The following is a 20,881-nucleotide window of genomic DNA, read 5'->3' as shown; positions in this document are numbered from 1 at the left end:
GGGGCGGCCCGCGCTGCGTAGGTTGACCGGCATGAGCGATCATCCGCTGGTACCCGCCGGCTTCGTCGTCCCCCGCACCCTCGCCGCCGAGGGGTTCCGCCTGGAGCCCCTCGGCGAGCAGCACAACGACTCCGACCTCGCGGCCTGGACGTCGAGCATCGACCACATCCACGCCACCCCGGGCTGGACCGGCAGCTGGCCGCCCGCCGAGGGCATGACGCCGGAGCGCAACCTGGCCGACCTGCGCCGGCACGCCGCCGACTTCGAGCACCGCCGCGGCTTCACCTACACCGTGCTGGCGAACCCCGGCGGCGACGTCGTCGGCTGCGTGTACATCTACCCGGACCACGAGGACCCGGCCACCACGACGGTCAGCTCCTGGGTCCGCGCCGACCGCGCCGAGCTGGACGCCCCGCTGTACCGCGCGGTGGCCGCCTGGCTCGCCGCCGACTGGCCGCTGCGCACGGTTCGCTACAGCCCGCGCTGACACCGCCCCACCAGGGCCGGGAACCCGCTGCTCGGCGGGCCACCCGGCCTCACGCGCGGGGCCGGTTCCGGGGTACCGTCTTTCGCACAGCGTCCGAACTCAACGGGCGGTGAAGAACGCGCCAACGGACAGCCAAGCGCGGACAGCCCGACCAGGAAGATGGTGCGCCGGTGGCACTCCACGTCACACAGGAGCGGTCGGACGCCCTCCCCGAGGCGTCCGCGACGTCCGACGCCCCCGCCCCCGGCCGGGCCGCCCGCGCCGTCGCCAAGGTGCGTGCCGGACTGCCCCGCACCGGCCTGGCCGTCCTCGCCGGGCTGCTCCTCGCGCTGGCCTTCCCGCCGTTCGACCTCTGGCCGCTCTCGCTGGTGGGCGTCGCCGCGCTCTCGCTGCTCACCCTCGGCCGCACCGTCCGGCAGGCCGCCTGGACGGGCTTCGCCTTCGGGCTGCCGTTCTTCCTGCTGCTGCTCAGCTGGCTGCGGGTGGTCGGCTGGGACGCCACCGTCGGCCTCTCGGTGATCGAGGCGCTCTTCCTGGCGGCCCTCGGCTCCGGTCTGGCGCTCACCTCCCGGCTGCCCGGCTGGCCGCTCTGGGCGGCCTGCCTCTGGATCACCCAGGAGTGGGCCCGTGACCGGCTGCCGCTCGGCGGCTTCCCCTGGGGCCGCCTCGCGTTCGCCAACACCGCCACCCCGTTCACCCCGCTCGCCGCGATCGGCGGCGCCCCGCTGGTGACCTTCGCCGTCGCGCTGGCCGGTGCCCTGCTGGCCTGGGCGGCGCTGCGGCTGCGCGGGCCCCGCCGGGCGCCCCGGGCCGCCGCGCTGGCCGCGCTGGGCGCCGTCGCGGCCCTGCTGGCCGGTTATCTGGTCCCGGTGCCCACCGCGGCCGCCGACACCGTCAAGGTCGCCCTGATCCAGGGCAACGTGCCCAACCCGGGGATGGACTTCCTCGGCCGGCCGATGATGGTGCTGAACAACCACGCCGCCGCCACCGAGAAGCTCGCCGCCGACATCGAGGCCGGCCGGGTGGAGAAGCCGGACGTGGTGATCTGGCCGGAGAACTCCTCCGACCTCGACCCGTTCAGCGACCCGCTGGCCTACCGGCGCATCGACGACGCCGTGAAGGCGGTCGGCGTACCCACCCTGGTCGGCACCCTGGTGGACGGGCCGGACGAGCGGCACGTCCAGAACGAGGGCATCGTCTGGGACCCGAAGACCGGCCCGGGCGCCTCCTACACCAAGCAGCACCCCGTCCCGTTCGGCGAGTACGTGCCGTTCCGCGACCAGCTGATGAAGGTGATCACCCGGCTGCAGCGGGTCGCCCGCGACTTCTACCCCGGCGACCACAACGGCGTCATGCAGCTGGGCCCGGCGAAGATCGGCGACGTCATCTGCTTCGAGGTGGCGTACGACGAGATCGTCCGCGACACCGTGGACAAGGGCGCCCGGGTGCTCGTCGTCCAGACCAACAACGCGACCTACGCGAAGACCGGCCAGCCCGAGCAGCAGCTCGCGATGTCCCGGCTGCGTGCCGTCGAGCACGGCCGGGCCGTGCTGATCGCCGCCACCAGCGGGATCAGCGCGGTGATCGCCCCCGACGGCTCGGTGCAGCAGCGCACCGAGGAGCTGACCGCCGCCGAGCTGTCCGCCGTCGTCCCGCTGCGCGACGGCACCACGGTGGCGGACCGGGTGGGCGTCGCGCCCGAGTGGACGCTGGCCGTCGTGGGCCTGCTGGCCTGCGGGGCGGCCCTGCTGATCGGCCGCCGCCGGGTGACCCGCCCGGCCGCCTCCGAGCCCTCCGGCCCGACGGCCTCCTGACCCCGGCGCGGCCGGTCGGCGGGCCCGTCGGCCCGGGCGGGGGTGGAACACCGGCCGGCGGCTGGTCGTTGGACCAGGTGGTGCCGTAGCCGGCCCGGATCTCCCGTGCGGCGCGCAGAGCACCGCTATGGAGTGGATTCGTACCGTGACCCAGCAAGCTACCCCTGCCCCTCAGGCCCGGCGCGGAAAGCTCCGCCGGGTGCTGCCGTTGGTGGTCACCGCCTGGCTGGTGCTGGAGATCTGGCTGCTGGTCCAGGTGGGCTCGTGGCTGGGCGGCGTCACCGTCGTGCTGCTGCTGATCGCCGGGGCCCTGATCGGCGGCTCGCTGATCAAGCGCGCGGGGCTGAAGGCGCTGTCCGCGGCGATCGACCAGAGCCGGGACCCGAAGTCGCAGCAGCCGCAGACCGGCACCAGCCTCACCGTGCTGGCCGGCCTGCTGCTGATGCTGCCGGGCTTCCTCTCGGACGCGCTGGCGCTGACCCTGCTCCTCCCGCCGACCCGGGCGCTCTGGCGGGCCGCCGGGCGCCGCTTCGCGGACAAGGCGCTGCGCAGCACCGCCGGCCTCGGGGCCGATCCGCTCGCGGACGCGGTGCGGCTGCAGGAGCAGCTGCGCATCCACCGCCCGGACGGCAAGGTGATCCAGGGCGAGGTGGTCGAGCCGGGCGCCGGCCCGCGGGGCCCGGACACCACCTACCGTCCGCCGCTGAAGGGCTGACTGGCGACGGCGGCCCGCCCCGGGGCGCTGATGCCCCGGGGCGGGCCGCCGTCGAAGGACCCGGACATGCGAAAGGGACCCTGGGGGCCAGGGTCCCTTTTCGCGTGCTCCCGCCGGGGCGGGAAACGGGTCAGGCGCTCTTGCGGGTGTCCCGCGGGTGTACCGCGAGGTTCATCCCTCCGGAGCGGAGTACGGCCAGCCGCTCGGCCAGCACCTCCTCCAGCTCCTCGCGCGTGCGGCGCTCCATCAGCATGTCCCAATGGGTACGCGTGGGCTTGGTCTTCTTCTCCTCAGGCTCGTCACCGTCGAGGAGTACTGCCTCCTGGCCGCAGAAGCGGCATTCCCAGGCCGAGGGGATCTCCGCCTCGACCGAGAAAGGAACCTCGAATCGGTGTCCGTTCTGACATGCGTACTCGACGGTCTGGCGGGGAGCCAGATCGATACCACGGTCGGTCTCGTAGCTAGTGGCCCCGAGTCGCGTGCCGCGGAGAGCTCGCTCGCTCATGAATCGTGCCTCCCGGGCTTATGGCCCACAGGACTAGTGGTCGCTGTTCTTCGTCGTTCGGTCAACGCTCGGCTTCCGACGAAGATTCCCGTCCCGGGACATGCGTCGTCTGTCGTGCCGCCCCTGTTTGTACCCACCGGCGCCCGATTTGTCACATCTGGCCGTGGATATCACCCCAGGTGTCACCTATTTCACATCTGGTGATCGGTCGGCCTTTCCACCACGAGCGTACCGGGACGGGATCCGCCGCCCTACGCCGCCCCGCCCCGGCGGGCCCCTTTCAGGCCAGTGGACGGAACCGCAGGGGCGCGTGCTCCTTGCCCAGGTCGACCGCCTGCGGCTGTTGGACCGGCTCGGCCACCGGTACCGGCGGCGGGCCGGCCGGGCGCGGCGGGACGTCGACCGGCGCGGCCGCCTCGGTCCGGGTGTCGCGGTGCGGGAGCAGGGCGATCACCGCCTCGCGCAGCTGGGCCGGTGCCTCCTCGTCCAGCGGGTCGACGGTGGCCGGCACCTGGAGGCGGACCGGTGTGCCGGTGCCGATCCGGGCGTAGCCGCGGCCGGCCGGGGCGTGCGCGGCGGGCACGATGTCCAGCGGCGCGCCGAGCGTGCCGTAGGACTCCTCGGGGCCGGTCGGGCCGAGCAGGACGCGAGCCCGGGTGGTGGCCCGCACGGTCGGGGTGATCCGGTCCCGGGCCTCGATGTCGTCGGCGAACACGACGGTGACCCGGGCGGCCCGGCCGTGCCGCAGCGGGAGCTCCAGCAGGTCCTGCGGGTCCGGCCGGCCCTCGGCGTGGGCCAGCTCGCTCAGCTCGGTCGGGTGGTCGAGCAGCAGCCAGAGCGGCCGGGTGACGTCCTCGGGCGCGGCCGCCCCCGCGCGCCGGGCGGCGTTCAGCGCGGTCAGCCGGCGCTCGGTCTCCTGGGCGACCCACTCCAGCGCGGCCAGCGCGCCGTGCAGGCTGGTCTCCACGGTGTGCACGCCGGGCCGGCTGACCAGGCAGGCGTGCTCGCCGGTGCCGGCACCGTCGATCACCACCAGGTCGCCGTGGGGCAGCGCCTGGAGCGCGATCGACCGGATCAGGCTGGAGGTGCCGTAGCGGGTCACGCCGAGCGCCAGCAGGTGCGGCTCGCCCGAGCGGGGGCCGGTGCGCCAGACCACCGGCGGCTGCTGGGTGACGGCGCCGCCCTGGCCCACCGGGATGGTCCGGGCGCTGCCGGCCTCGTCGGTGAAGCCCAGCACGATCTCGCCGGGGGTGGTCACGAAGCGCTGGGCCGCGATGTCCGTGGGCAGCGGGGCCAGGGCGGCGATCCGCAGCCGGTTGGACTCCTCGTCCCAGTCGAAGCGGTACTCCCGGGCGCGGCCGGCCTTGCCCTGCACGACCTGCTCGATCCGGGCCCGGGCGGCGGGCTCGGTGTCGGTGAAGTAGGCCGGGTAGACCAGCTCCAGCCGGGAGAGCCGCCCCTCGGCGTCGAACTCCCAGGAGCCGAAGACGTCCTTGTAGCCGCCCTCGTGGTGGTAGAGCGGGCTGAGGTCGTCCGGTGAGGCCAGGTACGGGGTCAGCGCGGCGTACAGGGCGGTGAGCTTGACGTCGACGACGTCCGGCTCGGGCGGGCCCGCCGGGGCCTTGGGGGAGCGGCCGTTCCAGGCGGCGCTGGCCATCAGGGCCACCAGGGCGAACAGCAGCCCGTGCGGCAGCAGGTAGATGCCGAGCAGCATGGCGGCGACCAGGAAGACCGTCGGTCCGCGCCGGTCCTTCGGGGTCGCCTGCCAGCGGCTCTTGGCCCAGGCGACGTGGTGGCGCATCCCGCGCCCGATGACGGTCAGCGGCGCGAACATGTCGGAGGCGTGGTCGCCGGCCGTGCGGGCGAGGTCGCGGCCCTTGCTGAAGTGGCGGTTGAGCGGCATTCCTTGGCTCCCCGGGCGAGTGGGACGGTCGGGTTCAGGGGGTCGGCGTCGGGTGTACGACGGGGCCCGGGGGCGGTGGGATCCGCGCCCGGGCCCGTACGGGGGAGTGGCCGCGCTAGAACTTGAGGCCGCCGAGCAGGCTGGCCAGGCTGGCGCCGCCCGCGGTGATGCTCGGAGCGATCGAGGAACCGGCGATGTAGAAGCCGAGCAGGGCGCAGACGATCGCGTGGGAGACCTTTAGTCCGTCCCTGCGGAAGAAGAGAAAGGCGATGGTGCCGAACAGGACGATGCCGGAAATCGAGAGGATCACGCTCTGCTCCTCGGGGAGGGGGACAGGGACAGTGTCACGGAATGTGCCTTAATCGTGACAAAAAGTAATAGATGATGGAACGGTGCAAATGGGTGGTCTTCTCGGCCAATACCCGGATGGGCGCCGGGGGGAGGTATGCGAACCGCCCGGAACGGGGCCCGGCGGCCCCGTGTACCGGCGCGGCGAGGCATTCCCGGCGGGTGGCCGGGAAGGCACCGCGGGGACCGGGAAGTTCGCTCGAACGGCGGCGAAACCTTCCCGCCCGTGTGTCGTGTGGGGGAATGCCGCGGTCCGGCCGGCGTCCGAAGTCCGGACGCGCGCTGGATCGTCCGCGCACCGGGCCGCTACGGTGCGGTACGCGCGACCGACAGACCGAGAAGCTCCCGGGCGAGGCCCGGGGTGCCCGAGAACGCCCAGGAGAGGCCCGCCATGACCGACGCCGCCAGCCAGCAGCCCGCCGACGCCCCGGACTCCGAGGTGATCGAGCTGGCCGGGAAGCTCTTCGACGCGGCCCGGGCCGGTGACACCGACACCCTCGCCGCCTACGTCGACGCCGGCGCGCCCGCCAATCTGACCAACGACCGCGGCGACACCCTGCTGATGCTCGCCGCGTACCACGGGCACGCCGCCACCGTCACCGCCCTGGTGGAGCGCGGCGCCGACCCGAACCGGGCCAACGACCGCGGCCAGACCCCGCTGGCCGGCGCCGTCTTCAAGGGCGCCGAGGACGTGCTGACCGCCCTGCTGGCGGGCGGCGCCGACCCGACGGCCGGTACGCCGTCCGCCGTCGACACCGCCCGGATGTTCGGCAAGGAGGAGCTGGTCGCCCGGTTCGAGGGCCGCTGACCCGAGGTCGTAGTCTTTTCAACCATGGAGAGCATCGCGGGGACCGCCGAGCTGCGGGACGGCAAGGGCGACATCATCGAGATCCGCGTCACCGGCTACGGCCACCCGGACGCCCAGCGCCTCTCGGCGGAGGTGCAGGAGGAGTACGTCCGCCGCTACGGCGAGGGCGACCTCACCGAGCTGCACCCCGACGACTTCGAGGCGCCGGTTGGTCTGTTCCTGATCGCCTACCTCGACGGCCAGCCGGTGGCCTGCGGCGGCTGGCGCGCCAAGCAGGCCGGCCCGCACGGCCTGCGCGACGGCGACGCCGAGCTGAAGCGGATGTTCGTCGTCCCCCGGGCCCGCGGGCGGGGCCTCGCGCGGACGGTGCTGCGCCGCCTGGAGCAGACCGCCGCCGAGGCCGGCCGGACCAGGTTCGTGCTGGAGACCGGCACCGAGCAGCCCGAGGCGGTCGCGCTCTACGGATCCGAGGGCTACGACCCGATCCAGAAGTTCGGCATCTACCGCGACCACCCGCAGAGCATCTGCCTCGGCAAGGAGTTCGGCGGCGTGCCCGCCGTCTGACCGCCCGCCCGCTGGGTAGGCTCCGGGCGGACCGGTGGCCGAGCGGGCGGGGGCAGGCGTGGACGAGCAGCCGGTACGGGCCGCGGCCCCCGACCCGTCGGCCGTGCTCGGCGCCCCCGGTGGGGAGTTGGAGCGATTGGTGGAGGCGGGGCTGCGCCGGGTCGGCACGGGCGGCGTCTGGGCCGTCGGTGACGCCGCCGGCGGGCGGGGCCGGGGCTCCGTCGGGGTGCTCGGCCAAGGCCCGTACGAGGGGCTGGAGATGGGGCCCGACACGCTCTTCGACCTCGCCAGCCTGACGAAGATCGTCGCCCTCTGGCCGTGCGCGGGCGCGCTCCGGCAGGCCGGCCGGCTCCCGCTCGACCGCCCGCTCGGCGACTACTGGCCGCCGGCCGCCGGGCAGCCGACGGGTCGGGTGACGGCCCGTCAACTCCTTGCCCACACGGCGGGACTGCCGCTGCGCACGGAGTTCGAGCAGCGCTACGGCCGGGACCGGGCGGCGATCCGGGCCGGCGTCGTCGCCGCCCCGCTGCACCGCCCGCCGGGGACCGCCGTCGAGTACACCGACCGTGCCGCCGTGCTGCTGGGCCACCTGGTCGAGGACCTGGCCGGCGCCCCGCTCGACACGCTCGCCGAACGGCAGGTCTGGCGCCCGCTCGGCATGACCGACACCCGCTTCGGCCCGCTCGGCCCGGCGTCGGCCGCCCGCACCGCACCCACCGAGTACGACCGGGCCGTCGGCGCCCCGCTGCGCGGGGTGGTGCACGACCCCTCGGCCCGGCTGCTCGGCGGCGTCTGCGGCAACGCGGGCGCCTTCTCCACCGCCCGCGACCTCGAACGCTTCCTCACCGCCCTGCTCGACCCGCCGGCCGCGCTGCCCTGGGCCGGGCCCTGGACCGCCGAGTCGCTGCGCGAACAGACCGGCGGACTCGCCCCCGCGCGCGGCCTGTCCTGGCTCTGCGCCCCCGGCACCGACCCCGCCGACGGCACCTTCGTCCACTACGGCTTCACCGGCACCGGGATCTGGGTCTCCCGCCGGCTCGGCCGCTGGGCGCTGCTGCTCACCAACAAGGTGCACTACAGCCGCGAGACCCAGCCCCTCACCGACCTGCGCAACGCCTTCCGCCGGGCGGTCTTCGGCTAGCCGTCCGCAGGAGCGCCACACAGCACAAAGTCGGCCTCCGGGACCGTTGGCGGGTCCCGGAGGCCGACGTCATGGACCGGCCCAGCGGGTCGGACGAGCTGGGTCAGACGAGCTGGGTCAGCACGGGCTGCTCCGAGTCGAGCGAGGCGACGGCAGCCGGGGAGAGCGCGCTGGTCCAGGTCTGGACGTCGCTGATCCGGCCGGGGAAGCTGTTCCCGTTCTTGGCCGAGCCGATGGTCAGGGGGCCGGTGGAGGCCCACGGAGTGGAGTTGACGGCGGTGGCCGCGAGCTTGCCGTTGACGTACAGGCTCATGGTCTGGCCGGGCGCGTCGTAGGTGGCGACCAGGTGGGTCCAGGTGTTGAGGGCCGGCGGCGTGCTCGCGAACGCGGCCGGGTAGGAGGCCGGTCCGGTCGAGTCGCCGGACGGCGAGACGAACGTCCAGGCGTTGAAGGCCTTCGAGTACTGCAGGTAGAAGGCGCTCACGCTGGTGCCCGACTGGGCCGCCACGGTCGCGTAGTCGTTCGTCCCGGTCAGGTAGGCCCAGGCCGAGACGGAGTAGCTCCTGGCGGTGTCGACGACCGGGCCGCCGGTGGTGGCCAGCGCGTCGGCGGCGCCGGACAGGCCGAGGACGGTGCCGCGGGTGGTGTCGTTGACGAACGAGGCCGAGCCCGAGACGGTGAGGCTGTTGGCCGGCCGGATCTCGTCGGCGGAGTTCGTGAGCCTCCACCGGTCGGTGGGCCGGTGGACGTCGCCGAGCAGCACCGGGGCGTCGAACTGGGCGGTGTCGGTGGCCAGCGCCGCGGCGGCGGTGGCAGGCAGCGCGGACGGGACGACCACGACGTCGCCGACCGCGCCGGTCGCGTACTGGGCGTACCCGCCGGCCAGGACCCGCCGGCCGATCTGGACCGGCCCGGTGGCGTTCCACTCGGTGCCGGCGTAGGTCGCGGCACCGGCCGCGGCGCCGTTGACGAAGAGCTGGAGCTGCTTGGTGCCGGCGTCGTAGACCCCGGTCAGGTGGGTCCAGGTGTTGAGCCTGGGGCTGAGGCCGCCGGTGGTCGGGCCGTAGACGGCGTTGAAGGTGTCGACGGCCGAGTCGTCGACGTTGCGGCCGAACGCGAAGGCGTGCGCCCAGGCGGAGTAGTACAGCTGGAGGCCGACGTTGTTGGTGCCGCCCTGGCTGACGAACACGGAGGTGTTGGCCAGGTCGCCGGGCTTGACCCAGGCGGAGACGGTGTAGCTCTTGCGCGTGTCGACGGAGCCGGTGGCACTGACCGCGTAGCCGGTGCCGCCGGGCAGGTTCAGGACCGTGCCCCGGGTGGCGTCGGGGCCGACGGCCGCTCCGCCGGCCACGGTCAGGTCGTTGGCCCGCCGGCTGTCGGTGGTGTCGGTCAGCCTCCAGCGGTCGGCCGCCTGGGCGGCCGGCGTCCGGGCGCCCGGGAGCCGGGTGACGGTGCCGGTGGCGGACGTCCCGTACAGGTCGGGGTTGCCGTCGCCGTCGACGTCACCGGGGGAGGCCACGGTCGGGGCCAGCCGGTCGCCGAGGCCGGTCGGGAGGACCGGCTGGGCCGGCGGCAGGGCCTTGCCCGTGGTGGTCGCGGCCCAGACCTGCTCGGCGTGGTCGGTCAGGCAGTCCCAGAGGATCAGCTGGGTCTTGGGCGTGTTGGACGCCGCGGGGTCGGCCAGGCACCGGCCGGACTGCGGGTTGAGCAGCGAGCCGGCGAACGGACCGGGGACCCACTTCTGGGCGCCGGTGCCGTTGCAGTCCCAGAGCTGGACCGGGCTGCCGTTGTCGAGGCCGCCGCGGCTCACGTCGAGGCACTTGCCCAGCAGGTGGACGCTGCTGTCGGTGCCGAGGGCGGCGCTCTGCGCGTCGGTGGCGTTGCAGCTGTACATCTGCGCCGGCGTGCCGTTGGCGGTGTTCGAGCCGTTGATGTCCAGGCACATGTTCTTACCGGCGGTGTCGAGCACGCCGGAGGTCAGCGGGGCCCTGGTCGGAGCGGTGATCCGGGTGGTCGGGACGCCGTTGCCGTCGAAGGTCAGCGGGAAGCTGCTGACGGCGCCGGTGGCGTTCTCGCGGGCCCACAGGGTGGGGACGCCGTTCACCGTGCCCGGTGCGAGCAGGGTGGTGCGGGACCAGTCACCGGTGCCGATCTTCACGCCCGCGGCGAGGTTGCAGCCCGCCTGGTAGGTGCCCGGGAAGTACCAGAGCTCCGCGTTGTCGACCGTCACCAGGTCCGGTACGTCGGCCATCTGGGAGAGCTTGCCGGGTGCCAGGATCTGGGTGACCTTGTTCCAGGTGCCGTCCGAGCCCTTGGCGGGGCAGCCCGCGGAGTTGTTGAGGGGGACGACGTTCTGGGTCAGCGTGAAGTGGCCCGTGGTGCCGCCCGCCGTGTTGGCGTCGTTCTGGTACAGGTACAGCTTGTGGGTCGTCTTCTGATAGGCGAACAGGTCGTCGGCCATGGCCGCGGTGAGGGTGCCGCGGTGGGCGACCAGGTAGTTGTTCCAGCCGGTGCCGTCCGGGCTGGTCGCCGGGGTGGAGATGGTTTCGAGGTCCTCGGTGGAGCCGCCGCCCGGGACGCGCACCAGGTCGCCGGCGGTCGTGGTGGCGGCGAGGTCCGGGACCCCGTCGCCGTTCAGGTCGCCCGGGGCCACCTTGGCGCTGGGGTCGAACGGGGCGAAGAAGCTGTACTGGGCGACGGTGCCCTGGGTGTTGCCGGCCTTGTCGACGGCCCGCACGAACAGCGTGTGGGTGCCCCACTGGGCGCTGCTCACACTGATCGGGACGTCCGCGGTCGCGGTGCCGCCGGCCGCCTGGACGGCGGGGACGGACGGGCCGCCGCCGGGGATGTTGGCGTCCAGCGAGTACTCGAACCGGTCGATCCCGCTGCTGACGCAGCTGCCGCGGGTGCAGCCGCCCGGCACCGGGTCGTTGGCGGTGACCCGCACCTTGGCCCCGGTGGCGCCGGCGTGGCCGGTGGGCGTCCTGTCGCTGCCGAGCGGCGGGAAGGCCGCGTTGTCGGCGACCGTCGGGATGCTCGGCGGGGTCAGGTCGACGTTGAAGTAGCAGTAGGGGGAGCTGGGGCCGGTCAGGGTGCCGTCGCTGGCGATCATGTTCCAGCCGTACTGGTGGCCGTCCTCGACGGTGAAGCCGACGTTGTCGTAGACGGTGCCCCAGTTGCTCACCGACGCGCTCCACGGCCAGGACTTGCTGGCCGGGTTGCCACCGCCGTCGTTGGACATGTTGTCCCAGACGTGCGCCATGGCCTGGAGGTTGACACCGCTCATCTTGGTGGAGAGCCGGGCGTTCAGGGTGATGTTGGAGGCGCTGCCGGTGGTGCCGGAGTTGCCGATCCAGCCGATGTTCACGCCGTCGCAGCCGTTGCTGTCCGGGCTGTGCGGCTGCGGACTGACGCTGATCATGTCGGGGGCGTTGGGCGCGATGTCGAACACCGTGACCACGTACGGATTGGTGTTGAACCGCATGAAGTCGTTGTTGCCCGACGACTTGGTCTCGTTGCCGAAGATGCCGACGGTCCAGTTGGAGTTGTGGCCGACGAGCTTCTGCATCTGGCCGGTGACGTTGAACACGGCCTCGTGGTTGCCGCAGTGGTTCGAGATGTTGGAGCTCTTCGGGTACTGCGCGCCGCCGAGCCACCCGTCGCCGGTCACCCAGGGCTGCTTGGACCACTTGGTGTCGGTCGCGAGCTCGCTGACGGTGGCCAGGGACACCGGCGCGGTGTGGTTGCAGTCGAAGGACGCACCGTAGGTCTCGGTGATGTGGAACTCCGACCGGGAGACCACCATGTCACCGGTCAGGTTGCTGGTGTCGATCTGGTAGAAGGACCGGTACAGGCCCTGGCAGTCGTTCCAGTGCTGGTAGCCGGCGCCCTGGCCGTTGTCCTGCGGCTCGTCGTAGGCGACGATGCCGGGGCAGCCCTCCCGGACCGTGGCGTAGTGGCTGGTGCCGTTGGTCACCGGGCTGACCGAGGGGTCGATGTACAGCGGCCACACGGTGTCCGGGCCGGTCAGCAGCCCGGCGTCGGGTACCAGGGTCAGTGCGCCGGGCTCGGCCGTCACGGCGATCCGCTTGAGCTGCGCGCCGGTGCCGGGCTCGCGTTCGGTGGAGCGGGTGGGGGCGGGCGCGGCGGGCGGCGCCTCGTCGACGCGGGCCGACCTGAGCTCGCCCTTGCGCGCCGCCGGCGCGGGTGCCTGGGCGGGCCGCGCCGCGACCGTGCCGGCGGTGGTCGAGGAGTCCCACATGACCGGAGTCGGCGCGGTGAACGCCGTCGTCCCGTCGGTGGTCCGCGCGGTGACGGAGCCGTTCTCGTCGGCCGCCACGGTCAACCCGTCGCTGGTGGCGACCGCGAGCTTCAGGGACTTCAGCGCCGGGTCGGCGGCGGCCGTGGCGTCGTGGACGACCAGGACCTCGCGCAGGCCGCCCTGGTCGTTGGCGATGACCCGCAGGTCGACGCCGGGCAGGACGTTGCCGTAGGTCGCGCTGTCACCCGTGACGGCCGGAGCGGGCAGGGCGACCGGGAAGGTGACGGAGAGCCGGCGGCCCCTGGCGTCGGTGAGCGTGGCCAGCGGGCCGGAGCCGCCGCCGGAGAGGGCCAGCCCGGCCGGGGTGGCCTTCGGCGAGAAGGTGCCGTCGCCGTTCCTCCCCAGGGTCGCGTCCACGGCCGACCAGGAGCCGTCGCGCTTCACCCGGACCGGCTGGACGTGGTCGGTCAGCGTGAAGGTGCCGTCCGCGTTGGCCACCGTCTGGGTCGTCTCGGAGGTCAACTCCTCGACCGCGACCGGCTTCCGCTCCTTCTTCGCGCGTTCGGAGGCCGCCCTCATCGGTGAGTCGGAGACGGCGGGCCGGTCCGCCGGCCGGTCGTCGGCCAGGGCCGGGCCGGCGGTGCCGAGTATCAGGCCGGCGAGCGCCGCCGTCAGCGCGAGCCGACGTCCTGGCGATCGCGTCCCACCGCGTGGGACGCGGGTGTTTTCCCCCACGAAAGATCCTTCGAATGTGTCTGGTGCCCGCGACCGTTTCGCGGGGGGATTCACAACCCCCCTGGCGGGCAGTGGATTTGGCCACATCGCAGGCATCGGACACCTGACCCGTCGAAACCCCTGGGTCGGGTGTGATTGTTGTGAGCGATGTGACTGCCGGGGAAGGGTATTGCCGGTGATGCGTGTGTGGCAATACGGTTCGCCCTGGCCAGGGGCGGGATCGCGTGATGGTGCATCAGCCCCGGGGCCGTCCAAAACTGTTAATAGGGGGATGATTCACGATGCGCGCGAAAGTGCGATGGTCTCGTGCTGCCCGGGGGAGGGGATGGGCGAGACGGGGGACGGTCGCGATGGCGACGGTTGCCGCGTTCTCGCTGGCGACGCCGCTGGCGGTGGCCACCGACGTCCTCGTAGGCCCCTACCGCTACACCGGCGAGATATGGTCCGCCGACCCGCTCCCCCAGCAACCGAAGGTGCCCGGGGGGCCGGTGGGCGCGGCGCGCCCCGCCCCGAAGCCGGCCGTTCCGAAGGGCGCCCGGGAGCTCCGGACGCACACCCCGGAGGCGGTCCGCTGGCCCGGCGGCTCCACCGCCACCGTCGACCTCGGCGGTTCGCCGGCCACCGGGCGCCTGAAGGCGGGCGGTACCCCGGTCTCGGTGTCCGCCGTCCCGACCTCGGCGCTCGGCCCGCGGTCCGGGCGCCTGATCGCCCCGGTCGCCCCGGTCGCGCCGCTCTCCTCGGTCGAGGTCCGGCTGGCCGACCGGAGCGGCGCCAAGGCCGCCGGCGTCGACGGGCTCCTGGTCGGACTGGCCCGCGGTGACGGCAGGCCGGGGGTGGGCGGCGTCTCGGTGTCGCTCGACTACAGCTCCATCGAGCAGGCGTACGGCGGCGGTTGGGCCTCCCGGCTGCGGCTGGTCGCGCTGCCGGGCTGTGCACTGACGACGCCGCAGCGCGCGGAGTGCCGCCGGCAGACGCCGATCGAGTTCACCAACGACCCGCGGGCCCGGACGCTGTCGGGTACGGTCGCGGTCGCCTCCGACGTGCGGACCGGTACGAGCGGCTTCGCCGCCGCGTCGTCGGCCGCGCGCTCGGCCGGCGCCACCATGGCGGTCGCGGCGGTCGCCGGCTCCGGCGGCTCGCAGGGCGACTACGGGGCGACCTCGCTGTCCGCCTCGGGTGCCTGGACGGCCTCCGCCTCCGGCGCGTTCACTTACGCCTACCCGATCACCGTGCCGCCGTCGCTCGGCGGCGCCGCGCCCGCGGTCACCCTCGCCTACGACTCGCAGTCGGTGGACGGCGAGACCTCGGCCCGCAACTCGCAGTCCTCGTGGATCGGTGACGGCTGGGGCTACAGCCCGGGCTTCATCGAGCGCTCCTACAAGGCGTGCAAGGACCAGGGCATCGAGGACTCCGGGGACGAGTGCTGGGGCGGCTGGAACGCCACGATCTCGCTCGGCTCGCACACCGGCGAGCTGCTCCGGGACTCCTCGGGCGGCTACCGGCTGCAGAACGACGACGGCACGAGGATCGAGCGGCTGACCGGGGCCACCAACGGCCTCTGGCAGGGTGAGTACTTCAAGGTCACCACCACCGACGGCACCGCGTACTACCTGGGCCTGAACCACGCGCCGGGCACCACGTCGGACACGGCGACCAACAGCGCCTGGGGCGTGCCGGTCTACCACCCGAAGGCGGAGGACCCGTGCCACGACTCCGCCGACGGCAATGACTCGCGGTGCGACCAGCCGGTCGGCTACCGGTTCAACCTCGACTTCGCCGTGGACCCGCACGGCAACGTCCAGCGCTACGACTGGTCGACCGAGTCCAACTACTACAACATGGGCTACGGCCAGGTCGCCAAGGACGACAAGGGCGGCACCCTCACCCAGTACACCCGGGGCGGCCGCCTCACCCAGATCTCCTACGGCTACCAGCTGACGGACGCGCAGGCCGGCCGCGAGCCCGCCGCCAAGGTCGTGTTCAACGCGGCGCAGCGCTGCACGACCTCCGACAGCGTCTGCACCCTCGACAACCTGTCGCGGGACACCGCGACCAACTGGCCGGACACGCCGTACGACCTGACCTGCCTCGCCACCGACAAGAACAAGGTCGAGGACGACGACACCGACGGGGTCTGCCTCACCGGCGGACCGACCTTCTGGTCGACCTTCCGGCTGAAGTCGGTGGACACCAGGGTCCGTACCGGCTCCGGCTGGCAGGACGTCGACAGCTTCGAGCTGAAGCAGGTCTTCTCCGACGCCGGCGGCACCTACGACCCGGTCACCGGCAAGACCCAGGACCCGACGAACGCCGGCGCCCTGCAGTCCGTGATGTGGCTCTCCGAGATCGTCCACACCGGCCGGGACACCTCCGCCGGCGGCGGCGGCCCGCTCACCCTCGACCCGGTCACCTTCACCGGCATCGAGATGGACAACCGGGTCGACGGCCTCTCCCCGGCCGCCCCGCCGCTGTTCCACCCGCGCGTCTCCAGCATCCAGACCGAGACCGGCGAATCCGTCGCGGTCACCTACCGGGCGCCGGAGTGCTCGCGCGAGAAGAACACCATGCCGGCCTCGGCCGACGCCAACACCATGGCCTGCTACCCGGTCTGGTGGACGACGCCCGGCGGGAAGGACCCGATCGAGGACTGGTTCCACAAGACCCTGGTCGCCCAGGTCACCGACAGCGACCGGACCAAGGCCGGCTCGCCGGCCAAGGTGACCAACTACGCCTACAGCGACGGCGCCGCCTGGCACCGTGACGACTCCGACCTGACCGACGACCAGCACCGCACCTGGAACCAGTTCCGGGGCTACCGCACCGTCACCACGACCACCGGCGCCGCGCCGGACCCGATCACCCAGAGCGTCGTCTCCTACCTCCAGGGCATGGACGGCGACTACAAGGCGGACGGGACCAGGCGCACCGCCAAGGTGCGGAACTCGCTCAACGAGGAGATCACCGACAACCCCTGGTCGGCCGGTGCCCCCTACGAGACGCAGACCTTCACCAAGGCCGGCGGCAGCGTCGTCGCCAAGACGCTGGCCGACCCGCCGACGGTCGCCGAGACCGCCAGCGCCGCCCGGACGGCCTGGACCTCGGAGGACCCCGCACCCGCGAAGCTGTCCACGCTCCCCGACCTGAAGGCCCACCAGGTCCGTTCGACCTCGGCCCGTTCGCTGGGCCTGCTGTCCGACGGCTCGTGGCGGACCGTGCAGACCGTGACCACCATGGACGACCTCGGCCGGGTCCACCAGGTCGACGAGAAGGGCGACCTGGCGGCCTCGGGGCAGCAGACCTGCACCACCACCGGCTACGCCCCGGCGCCCGCCGCCAATCCGATGATGCTGATCTACCCGAGCGAGGTCCTCACCGTCGCCGGGCCGTGCGGCACCACACCCGGCGGGACCACCACGCTCTACGGCAAGCGCTTCTTCTACGACGGCGCCGCCGGAGTGCCGGACCCGGCCGCCTACGGCGTGCTCGGCCGCAACGGCAGCTCGCTCGGGCTGGTGACCGGCACCCAGTCCATCAAGTCGTACACCGCCCCCGGGCAGCCGTCCTACCAGTCGCTCGGCGGGCTGGAGTACGACAAGTACGGCCGCGTCACCAAGACGGTGGACGCGGTGGGTGCCGCGACCACGACCGCCTACCTCCCGGCCGACGGGGTCCTCCCGGACTCGCTGTCGACCAGGAACCCGTTGGGCTGGGTGGCCACCAGCACGATCTCGGTGGCGCGCGGCGCCGTCACGCACGCCGTCGACGTCAACGGCCGGATCACCGACGTCGAGTTCGACGCGCTCGGCCGCCGCACCAAGGTGTGGACGCCGGGCCGCAGCAAGGCGACCCAGAGCCCCGACCGCAAGTTCGGCTACGACGTGCACGGTGCCGGCGACAAGCCGGACCCCTCCGCCGTCACCACCGAGACCCTGCGCGAGAACGGCTCGTACAACAAGTCCGTCACCTACTACGACGGGCTGCTGAGGCCGCGGCAGAGCCAGACCACGACCGCGGACAACTCCGCCGGGCGCCTCGTGTCGTCGAGCTTCTACGACTCGCACGGCTGGGCCGTCTCCAACATCGCCCCCTACACCGACGCCGCGCACGAGGCGGGCACCGGCATGTGGGCGGAGACCAACAACACCGGCCCGTCGGTGACCAGGACCGCCTACGACGGACAGGGCAGGCCGGTCTCGGTCCAGCAGGTCTCGTTCGCCAGCACCCTGTGGCAGTCCGGCACGTCCTACCCGGGTGCCGACCGCGTCGACACCACGGTCGGTGCGGCGCGCACGACGACCTACACCGACGGCCTCGGCCGCACCACCTCGACCGTCGTGCACGACGACACTCCCGACCGGAAGCTGACCGCCGGCACGGTGATCGCCTCGGGCACGTCGGTGGTGTCCAAGAGCGTCCGGCTGGCGATGCGGGCGGACGGGAACCTGGTGCTGACCGGGCTCGCCGACGGCCGGACGCTCTGGTCCTCGGGCACGTCCGGCAACCCGGGCGCCGTGGCGGTCATGCAGGCCGACGGCGACTTCGTGGTCCAGAACGCGACCAGGACGGCGCGGCTCTGGAGGAGCGGCACGACCGGTGCCACCGGCGCCTACCTCATGGTCCGGGGCGACGGCGTGGTCGCGGTGTCCAACGCGTCCAACGCGGTCGTCTGGTCCACCGGGCCCGCCGGCGCCGTCGGCAGCGCCGACGTCACCACCAGCTACACCTTCGACGCCAGGGGCGACGTCGCGTCGGTCAAGGACACCGCCGGCAACGTCTGGAGCTACACCTACGACCTGCGCGGTCAGCTGGTGTCGCAGACCGACCCCGACAGCGGCACCTCGGTCAAGGAGTACGACGACCTCGGCCGGCTCGCCAGGGCGCGGGACGGCCGGGGCCAGTGGCTGTCGTACGTCTACGACGGCATGGGCCGCACCACCGCGAAGTACGCGGGGACCAGCACCACCGACCAGACGAAGCTGCTCGCCGAGTGGAGCTTCGACGCCAAGGCCAAGGGCTACCCCGACGCCACGACGCGGTACGTCAACGGCCGCGCCGGCGACGCCTACGTCACCCGGATCGACGGGTACACGACCGCGTACCAGCCGACCGGCAGCACGGTGACCGTCCCGGTGGGCGAGGGCAAGCTCGCCGGCACGTACACCACGGCCGCGAGCTACACCGACACCGTCGGCCTGCTCGGCTCGACGACCTTCGGGGCCGCCGGCGGTCTGGCCGAGGAGACCGTCGGCTTCGGCTACAACCTCCAGGGCGGCCTGGTCTCCATGGGCTCGCCGACCACCCCCTACGTCAACACCACCAGCTACAGCCCGCTCGGCCAGGTCCTGCAGACCACCATCGGCACCCCGACCAAGCAGCTGCGCACCGCGCAGACCTACGACCAGGTCACCGGCCGGCTGGCCACCAACCGGGTCACCCTGCAGAACAACACCGTCAACCCGATCTCCGACACCACCTACGGCTACGACCAGGTGGGCAACCTCACCACCGTCTCCGAGACCCAGTCCTCGGGCGGTGCCGACCGGGTCACCGACACCCAGTGCTTCAGCTACGACGCACTGCGCCGGCTGACCACCGCCTGGACCGACACGAAGGGGATCACCAGCCCGACGGCCGGGCAGCTCGCCGCCTGCAAGACCAGTACGCCCGGTCCCTCGACCATCGGCGGCCCCGCCCCGTACTGGACCGACTGGCAGTACGACCTGCTCGGTGACCGCACGCTCCAGGTCAAGCACGACGTGACCGGCAACGCCGCCAAGGACACCACGCAGTCCAGCAGCTACCCGGTGGCCGGCGCGACGCCGACCACCCGGCCGAACGCGGCGACCGGGATCGTCACCTCGAACCCGACGACCGGCACCAGCACGCTCACCCCGACGTACGACAACGCGGGCAACACCACCAGGCGGGTCGGCACCGGAGCGGCGCCGCTCGACCAGGTCATCAGCTACGACGCCGAGGGCGCGACCTCCGGCATCACCACCGACGGGAAGGAGACCACCTACCTCTACGACGCCGACGGCGCGCTGCTCCTCCAGCGCGGGCCCACCAGCACCACGCTCTACCTGTTCGGCGGCACGGAGCAGCTCACCCTCGACAAGGCCACCAAGGCCGTCAGCGCCCTGCGGTACTACAGCTGCCCCGACGGCACGACCATCGTCCGGGCGAGCAACGGCACCATCAGCTACCAGCCGACCAATCCGCAGGGCACCGCCCAGCTCCAGGTCGACGCCAAGACGCTGGCGATCACCCGCCGGGCCTACGACCCGTACGGCAACCAGCGCGGTCCCGCCCCGGCCTCCTGGGCGGACAACCACGGCTTCCTGGGCAAGCCGGCCGATCCGACGACCGGCCTGGACCTCCTCGGCGCCCGCCAGTACGACCCGGTGCTCGGCCGCTTCCTGTCGGTGGACCCGGTCTTCGAGGCCGGCGATCCCAACCAGATGGGCGGCTACACCTACGCCGCGAACAACCCGGTCTCGGGCAGCGACCCGACCGGTCTGTGGTGGAGCCTCGACGACGTCGGGGGCTTCTTCACCGGCGTCGGCGACTCCGTCGTCGGCGACCCGTGGCAGTGGAGCGTCAACACCCTCTCGGACGGGTGGAACGCCGCCGCGGACTGCTACAACGGGGACAACGAGGTCTTCAACGAGATCTTCGACTACGAGAACGACACCCCGTACAAGCTGGGCCACACCGGTTACGTCGACGACGACCCGCTGGCCGAGCTGTTCGACACCGACTCCAGCTCCACCGCCTACGTCGCCGGTCAGTGGACCGGCACCATCGGCTCGCTGGCCATCGACGGCGTCGGCCTCGTCAAGGGCACCATCTGGGGCTTCAAGAGCGCCAAGGCCATCAAGCTCGCGATGTCGGAGGGCGACGGCTTCATCAGCGCGGTCCGGAAGTTCGTGGACGGCGACCTGCCGACCACGACCGCCCCGCAGGCGGAACCCGCGCCCACCACACCGAAGACGGAGGGCCCCAGCAACCCGAAGTCGGGCACCGGCAAGGAGCCCGGCGAACCCGGCGGCGGGGGCAAGGCCGACAAGGCGCCCGAGGGCGGGAAGGGCTCCGGCGACGGCGGTGGCGGCGAGCCCGCCGCGACCGGAGACACGCCCACCGGCACCGGCGGCACGCCGGGCGGAGGCGGCACCTCCGCCGCCGCGACCGGCGGCGGGTCCGAGGCGGCGGCCCGGACCGGCGTCAGCATCAAGTCGGTGCGCATCGCCCTCGGCCGGGCCGGGATGAGCGTCAAGGGGTACGACATCGTCCACGTCCCGAAGATCGAGCACCCCAACTCCGTCGCCCTCGGCAGCAGCCCCTTCACCGGGAAGGGCAACGGGAACGCGCTGCGGGTCGCCGTCGTCGGGCCGAACAAGCTCCCGCTGATCGAGATCAGTACGGAGGGGCTGCGGGACATGGAGACGGCCCTCAGGACGATCCTCCACGAGCTCTACCATCACAAGAACGGCCACCTGCCCGACATGGAGGCCCAGGCCGAGGCCTACGCGGACAAGCGCTACGCCGAGTACCTCCGCCGGACGAAGGGGAGGAAGTAGGAGAGCAGTGGGAGCACCGG

Annotated in this window: 11 protein-coding genes; 7 read left to right on the top strand and 4 right to left on the bottom strand. The window is 72.9% G+C overall.

Annotated elements, in window-relative coordinates:
• Window positions 1-31: 31 nt before the first annotated feature.
• From ABZ495_RS01220 to fxsA, 3 genes are all read left to right on the top strand, one after another.
• Entirely contained in the window at window positions 32-487 is a 456-nt protein-coding gene (locus ABZ495_RS01220; RefSeq protein WP_329486514.1) for an N-acetyltransferase, read from the top strand.
• Window positions 488-657: 170 nt separating this feature from the next.
• A complete protein-coding gene (gene lnt, locus ABZ495_RS01215; protein ID WP_359833847.1) occupies window positions 658-2,301 on the top strand; it encodes an apolipoprotein N-acyltransferase in 1,644 nt (547 codons plus the stop codon).
• 145 nt (window positions 2,302-2,446) lie between these two features.
• Window positions 2,447-3,016 (top strand): FxsA family membrane protein, encoded by a 570-nt coding sequence (fxsA, locus tag ABZ495_RS01210; protein ID WP_359833845.1) that lies wholly within the window; start codon window positions 2,447-2,449, stop codon window positions 3,014-3,016.
• Window positions 3,017-3,146: 130 nt separating this feature from the next.
• On the opposite strand, the gene ABZ495_RS01205 is transcribed toward fxsA, so the two are convergent.
• From ABZ495_RS01205 to ABZ495_RS01195, 3 genes are all read right to left on the bottom strand, one after another.
• Window positions 3,147-3,521, bottom strand: a complete 375-nt coding sequence (locus ABZ495_RS01205; RefSeq protein ID WP_030396357.1) for an RNA polymerase-binding protein RbpA — start codon at window positions 3,519-3,521, stop codon at window positions 3,147-3,149.
• Window positions 3,522-3,801: 280 nt separating this feature from the next.
• Complete coding sequence (locus tag ABZ495_RS01200; RefSeq protein WP_359833843.1) at window positions 3,802-5,424, bottom strand: hypothetical protein; 1,623 nt, start codon at window positions 5,422-5,424, stop codon at window positions 3,802-3,804.
• 115 nt (window positions 5,425-5,539) lie between these two features.
• Window positions 5,540-5,734: a hypothetical protein gene (locus tag ABZ495_RS01195; RefSeq protein ID WP_327674940.1), complete on the bottom strand. Its 195-nt coding sequence runs from the start codon at window positions 5,732-5,734 to the stop codon at window positions 5,540-5,542.
• A 429-nt stretch (window positions 5,735-6,163) separates the two neighbouring features.
• Between ABZ495_RS01195 and ABZ495_RS01190 the strand changes: the two genes are divergently transcribed.
• Genes ABZ495_RS01190 through ABZ495_RS01180 form a run of 3 tightly spaced genes read left to right on the top strand, consistent with a single transcriptional unit; the run spans window position 6,164 to window position 8,285 of the window.
• On the top strand, window positions 6,164-6,580 hold the full coding sequence (locus ABZ495_RS01190; RefSeq protein ID WP_359809680.1) for an ankyrin repeat domain-containing protein: 417 nt from the start codon (window positions 6,164-6,166) through the stop codon (window positions 6,578-6,580).
• A gap of 24 nt (window positions 6,581-6,604) precedes the next feature.
• Entirely contained in the window at window positions 6,605-7,144 is a 540-nt protein-coding gene (locus ABZ495_RS01185; protein ID WP_359809681.1) for a GNAT family N-acetyltransferase, read from the top strand.
• Between the two features lie 58 nt (window positions 7,145-7,202).
• On the top strand, window positions 7,203-8,285 hold the full coding sequence (locus tag ABZ495_RS01180; RefSeq protein WP_359809683.1) for a serine hydrolase domain-containing protein: 1,083 nt from the start codon (window positions 7,203-7,205) through the stop codon (window positions 8,283-8,285).
• A 103-nt stretch (window positions 8,286-8,388) separates the two neighbouring features.
• Here ABZ495_RS01180 and ABZ495_RS01175 read toward each other — a convergent pair whose 3' ends face one another.
• Window positions 8,389-13,125, bottom strand: a complete 4,737-nt coding sequence (locus ABZ495_RS01175; RefSeq protein WP_359833841.1) for a LamG-like jellyroll fold domain-containing protein — start codon at window positions 13,123-13,125, stop codon at window positions 8,389-8,391.
• 506 nt (window positions 13,126-13,631) lie between these two features.
• Between ABZ495_RS01175 and ABZ495_RS01170 the strand changes: the two genes are divergently transcribed.
• Window positions 13,632-20,861, top strand: a complete 7,230-nt coding sequence (locus ABZ495_RS01170; protein ID WP_359833840.1) for an RHS repeat-associated core domain-containing protein — start codon at window positions 13,632-13,634, stop codon at window positions 20,859-20,861.
• The last annotated feature ends 20 nt before the right edge of the window (window positions 20,862-20,881 follow it).

The sequence above is a fragment of the Kitasatospora sp. NPDC005748 genome, from assembly GCF_040630735.1.
In the GTDB taxonomy this organism is placed as follows: Bacteria; Actinomycetota; Actinomycetes; order Streptomycetales; family Streptomycetaceae; genus Kitasatospora.
The sequence above is the reverse complement of the archived record's forward strand: the minus strand, read 5'-3'. Positions and strand labels throughout refer to the sequence as shown.

Excerpts from the sequence above, each read along its gene's own strand:
- ABZ495_RS01220 (WP_329486514.1), top strand. The coding sequence starts at position 32 with ATGAGCGATCATCCGCTGGTACCCGCCGGCTTCGTCGTCCCCCGCACC.
- ABZ495_RS01205 (WP_030396357.1), bottom strand. The coding sequence starts at position 3,521 with ATGAGCGAGCGAGCTCTCCGCGGCACGCGACTCGGGGCCACTAGCTAC.
- ABZ495_RS01200 (WP_359833843.1), bottom strand. The coding sequence starts at position 5,424 with ATGCCGCTCAACCGCCACTTCAGCAAGGGCCGCGACCTCGCCCGCACG.
- ABZ495_RS01190 (WP_359809680.1), top strand. The coding sequence starts at position 6,164 with ATGACCGACGCCGCCAGCCAGCAGCCCGCCGACGCCCCGGACTCCGAG.
- ABZ495_RS01185 (WP_359809681.1), top strand. The coding sequence starts at position 6,605 with ATGGAGAGCATCGCGGGGACCGCCGAGCTGCGGGACGGCAAGGGCGAC.
- ABZ495_RS01175 (WP_359833841.1), bottom strand. The coding sequence starts at position 13,125 with ATGAGGGCGGCCTCCGAACGCGCGAAGAAGGAGCGGAAGCCGGTCGCG.
- ABZ495_RS01170 (WP_359833840.1), top strand. The coding sequence starts at position 13,632 with ATGGCGACGGTTGCCGCGTTCTCGCTGGCGACGCCGCTGGCGGTGGCC.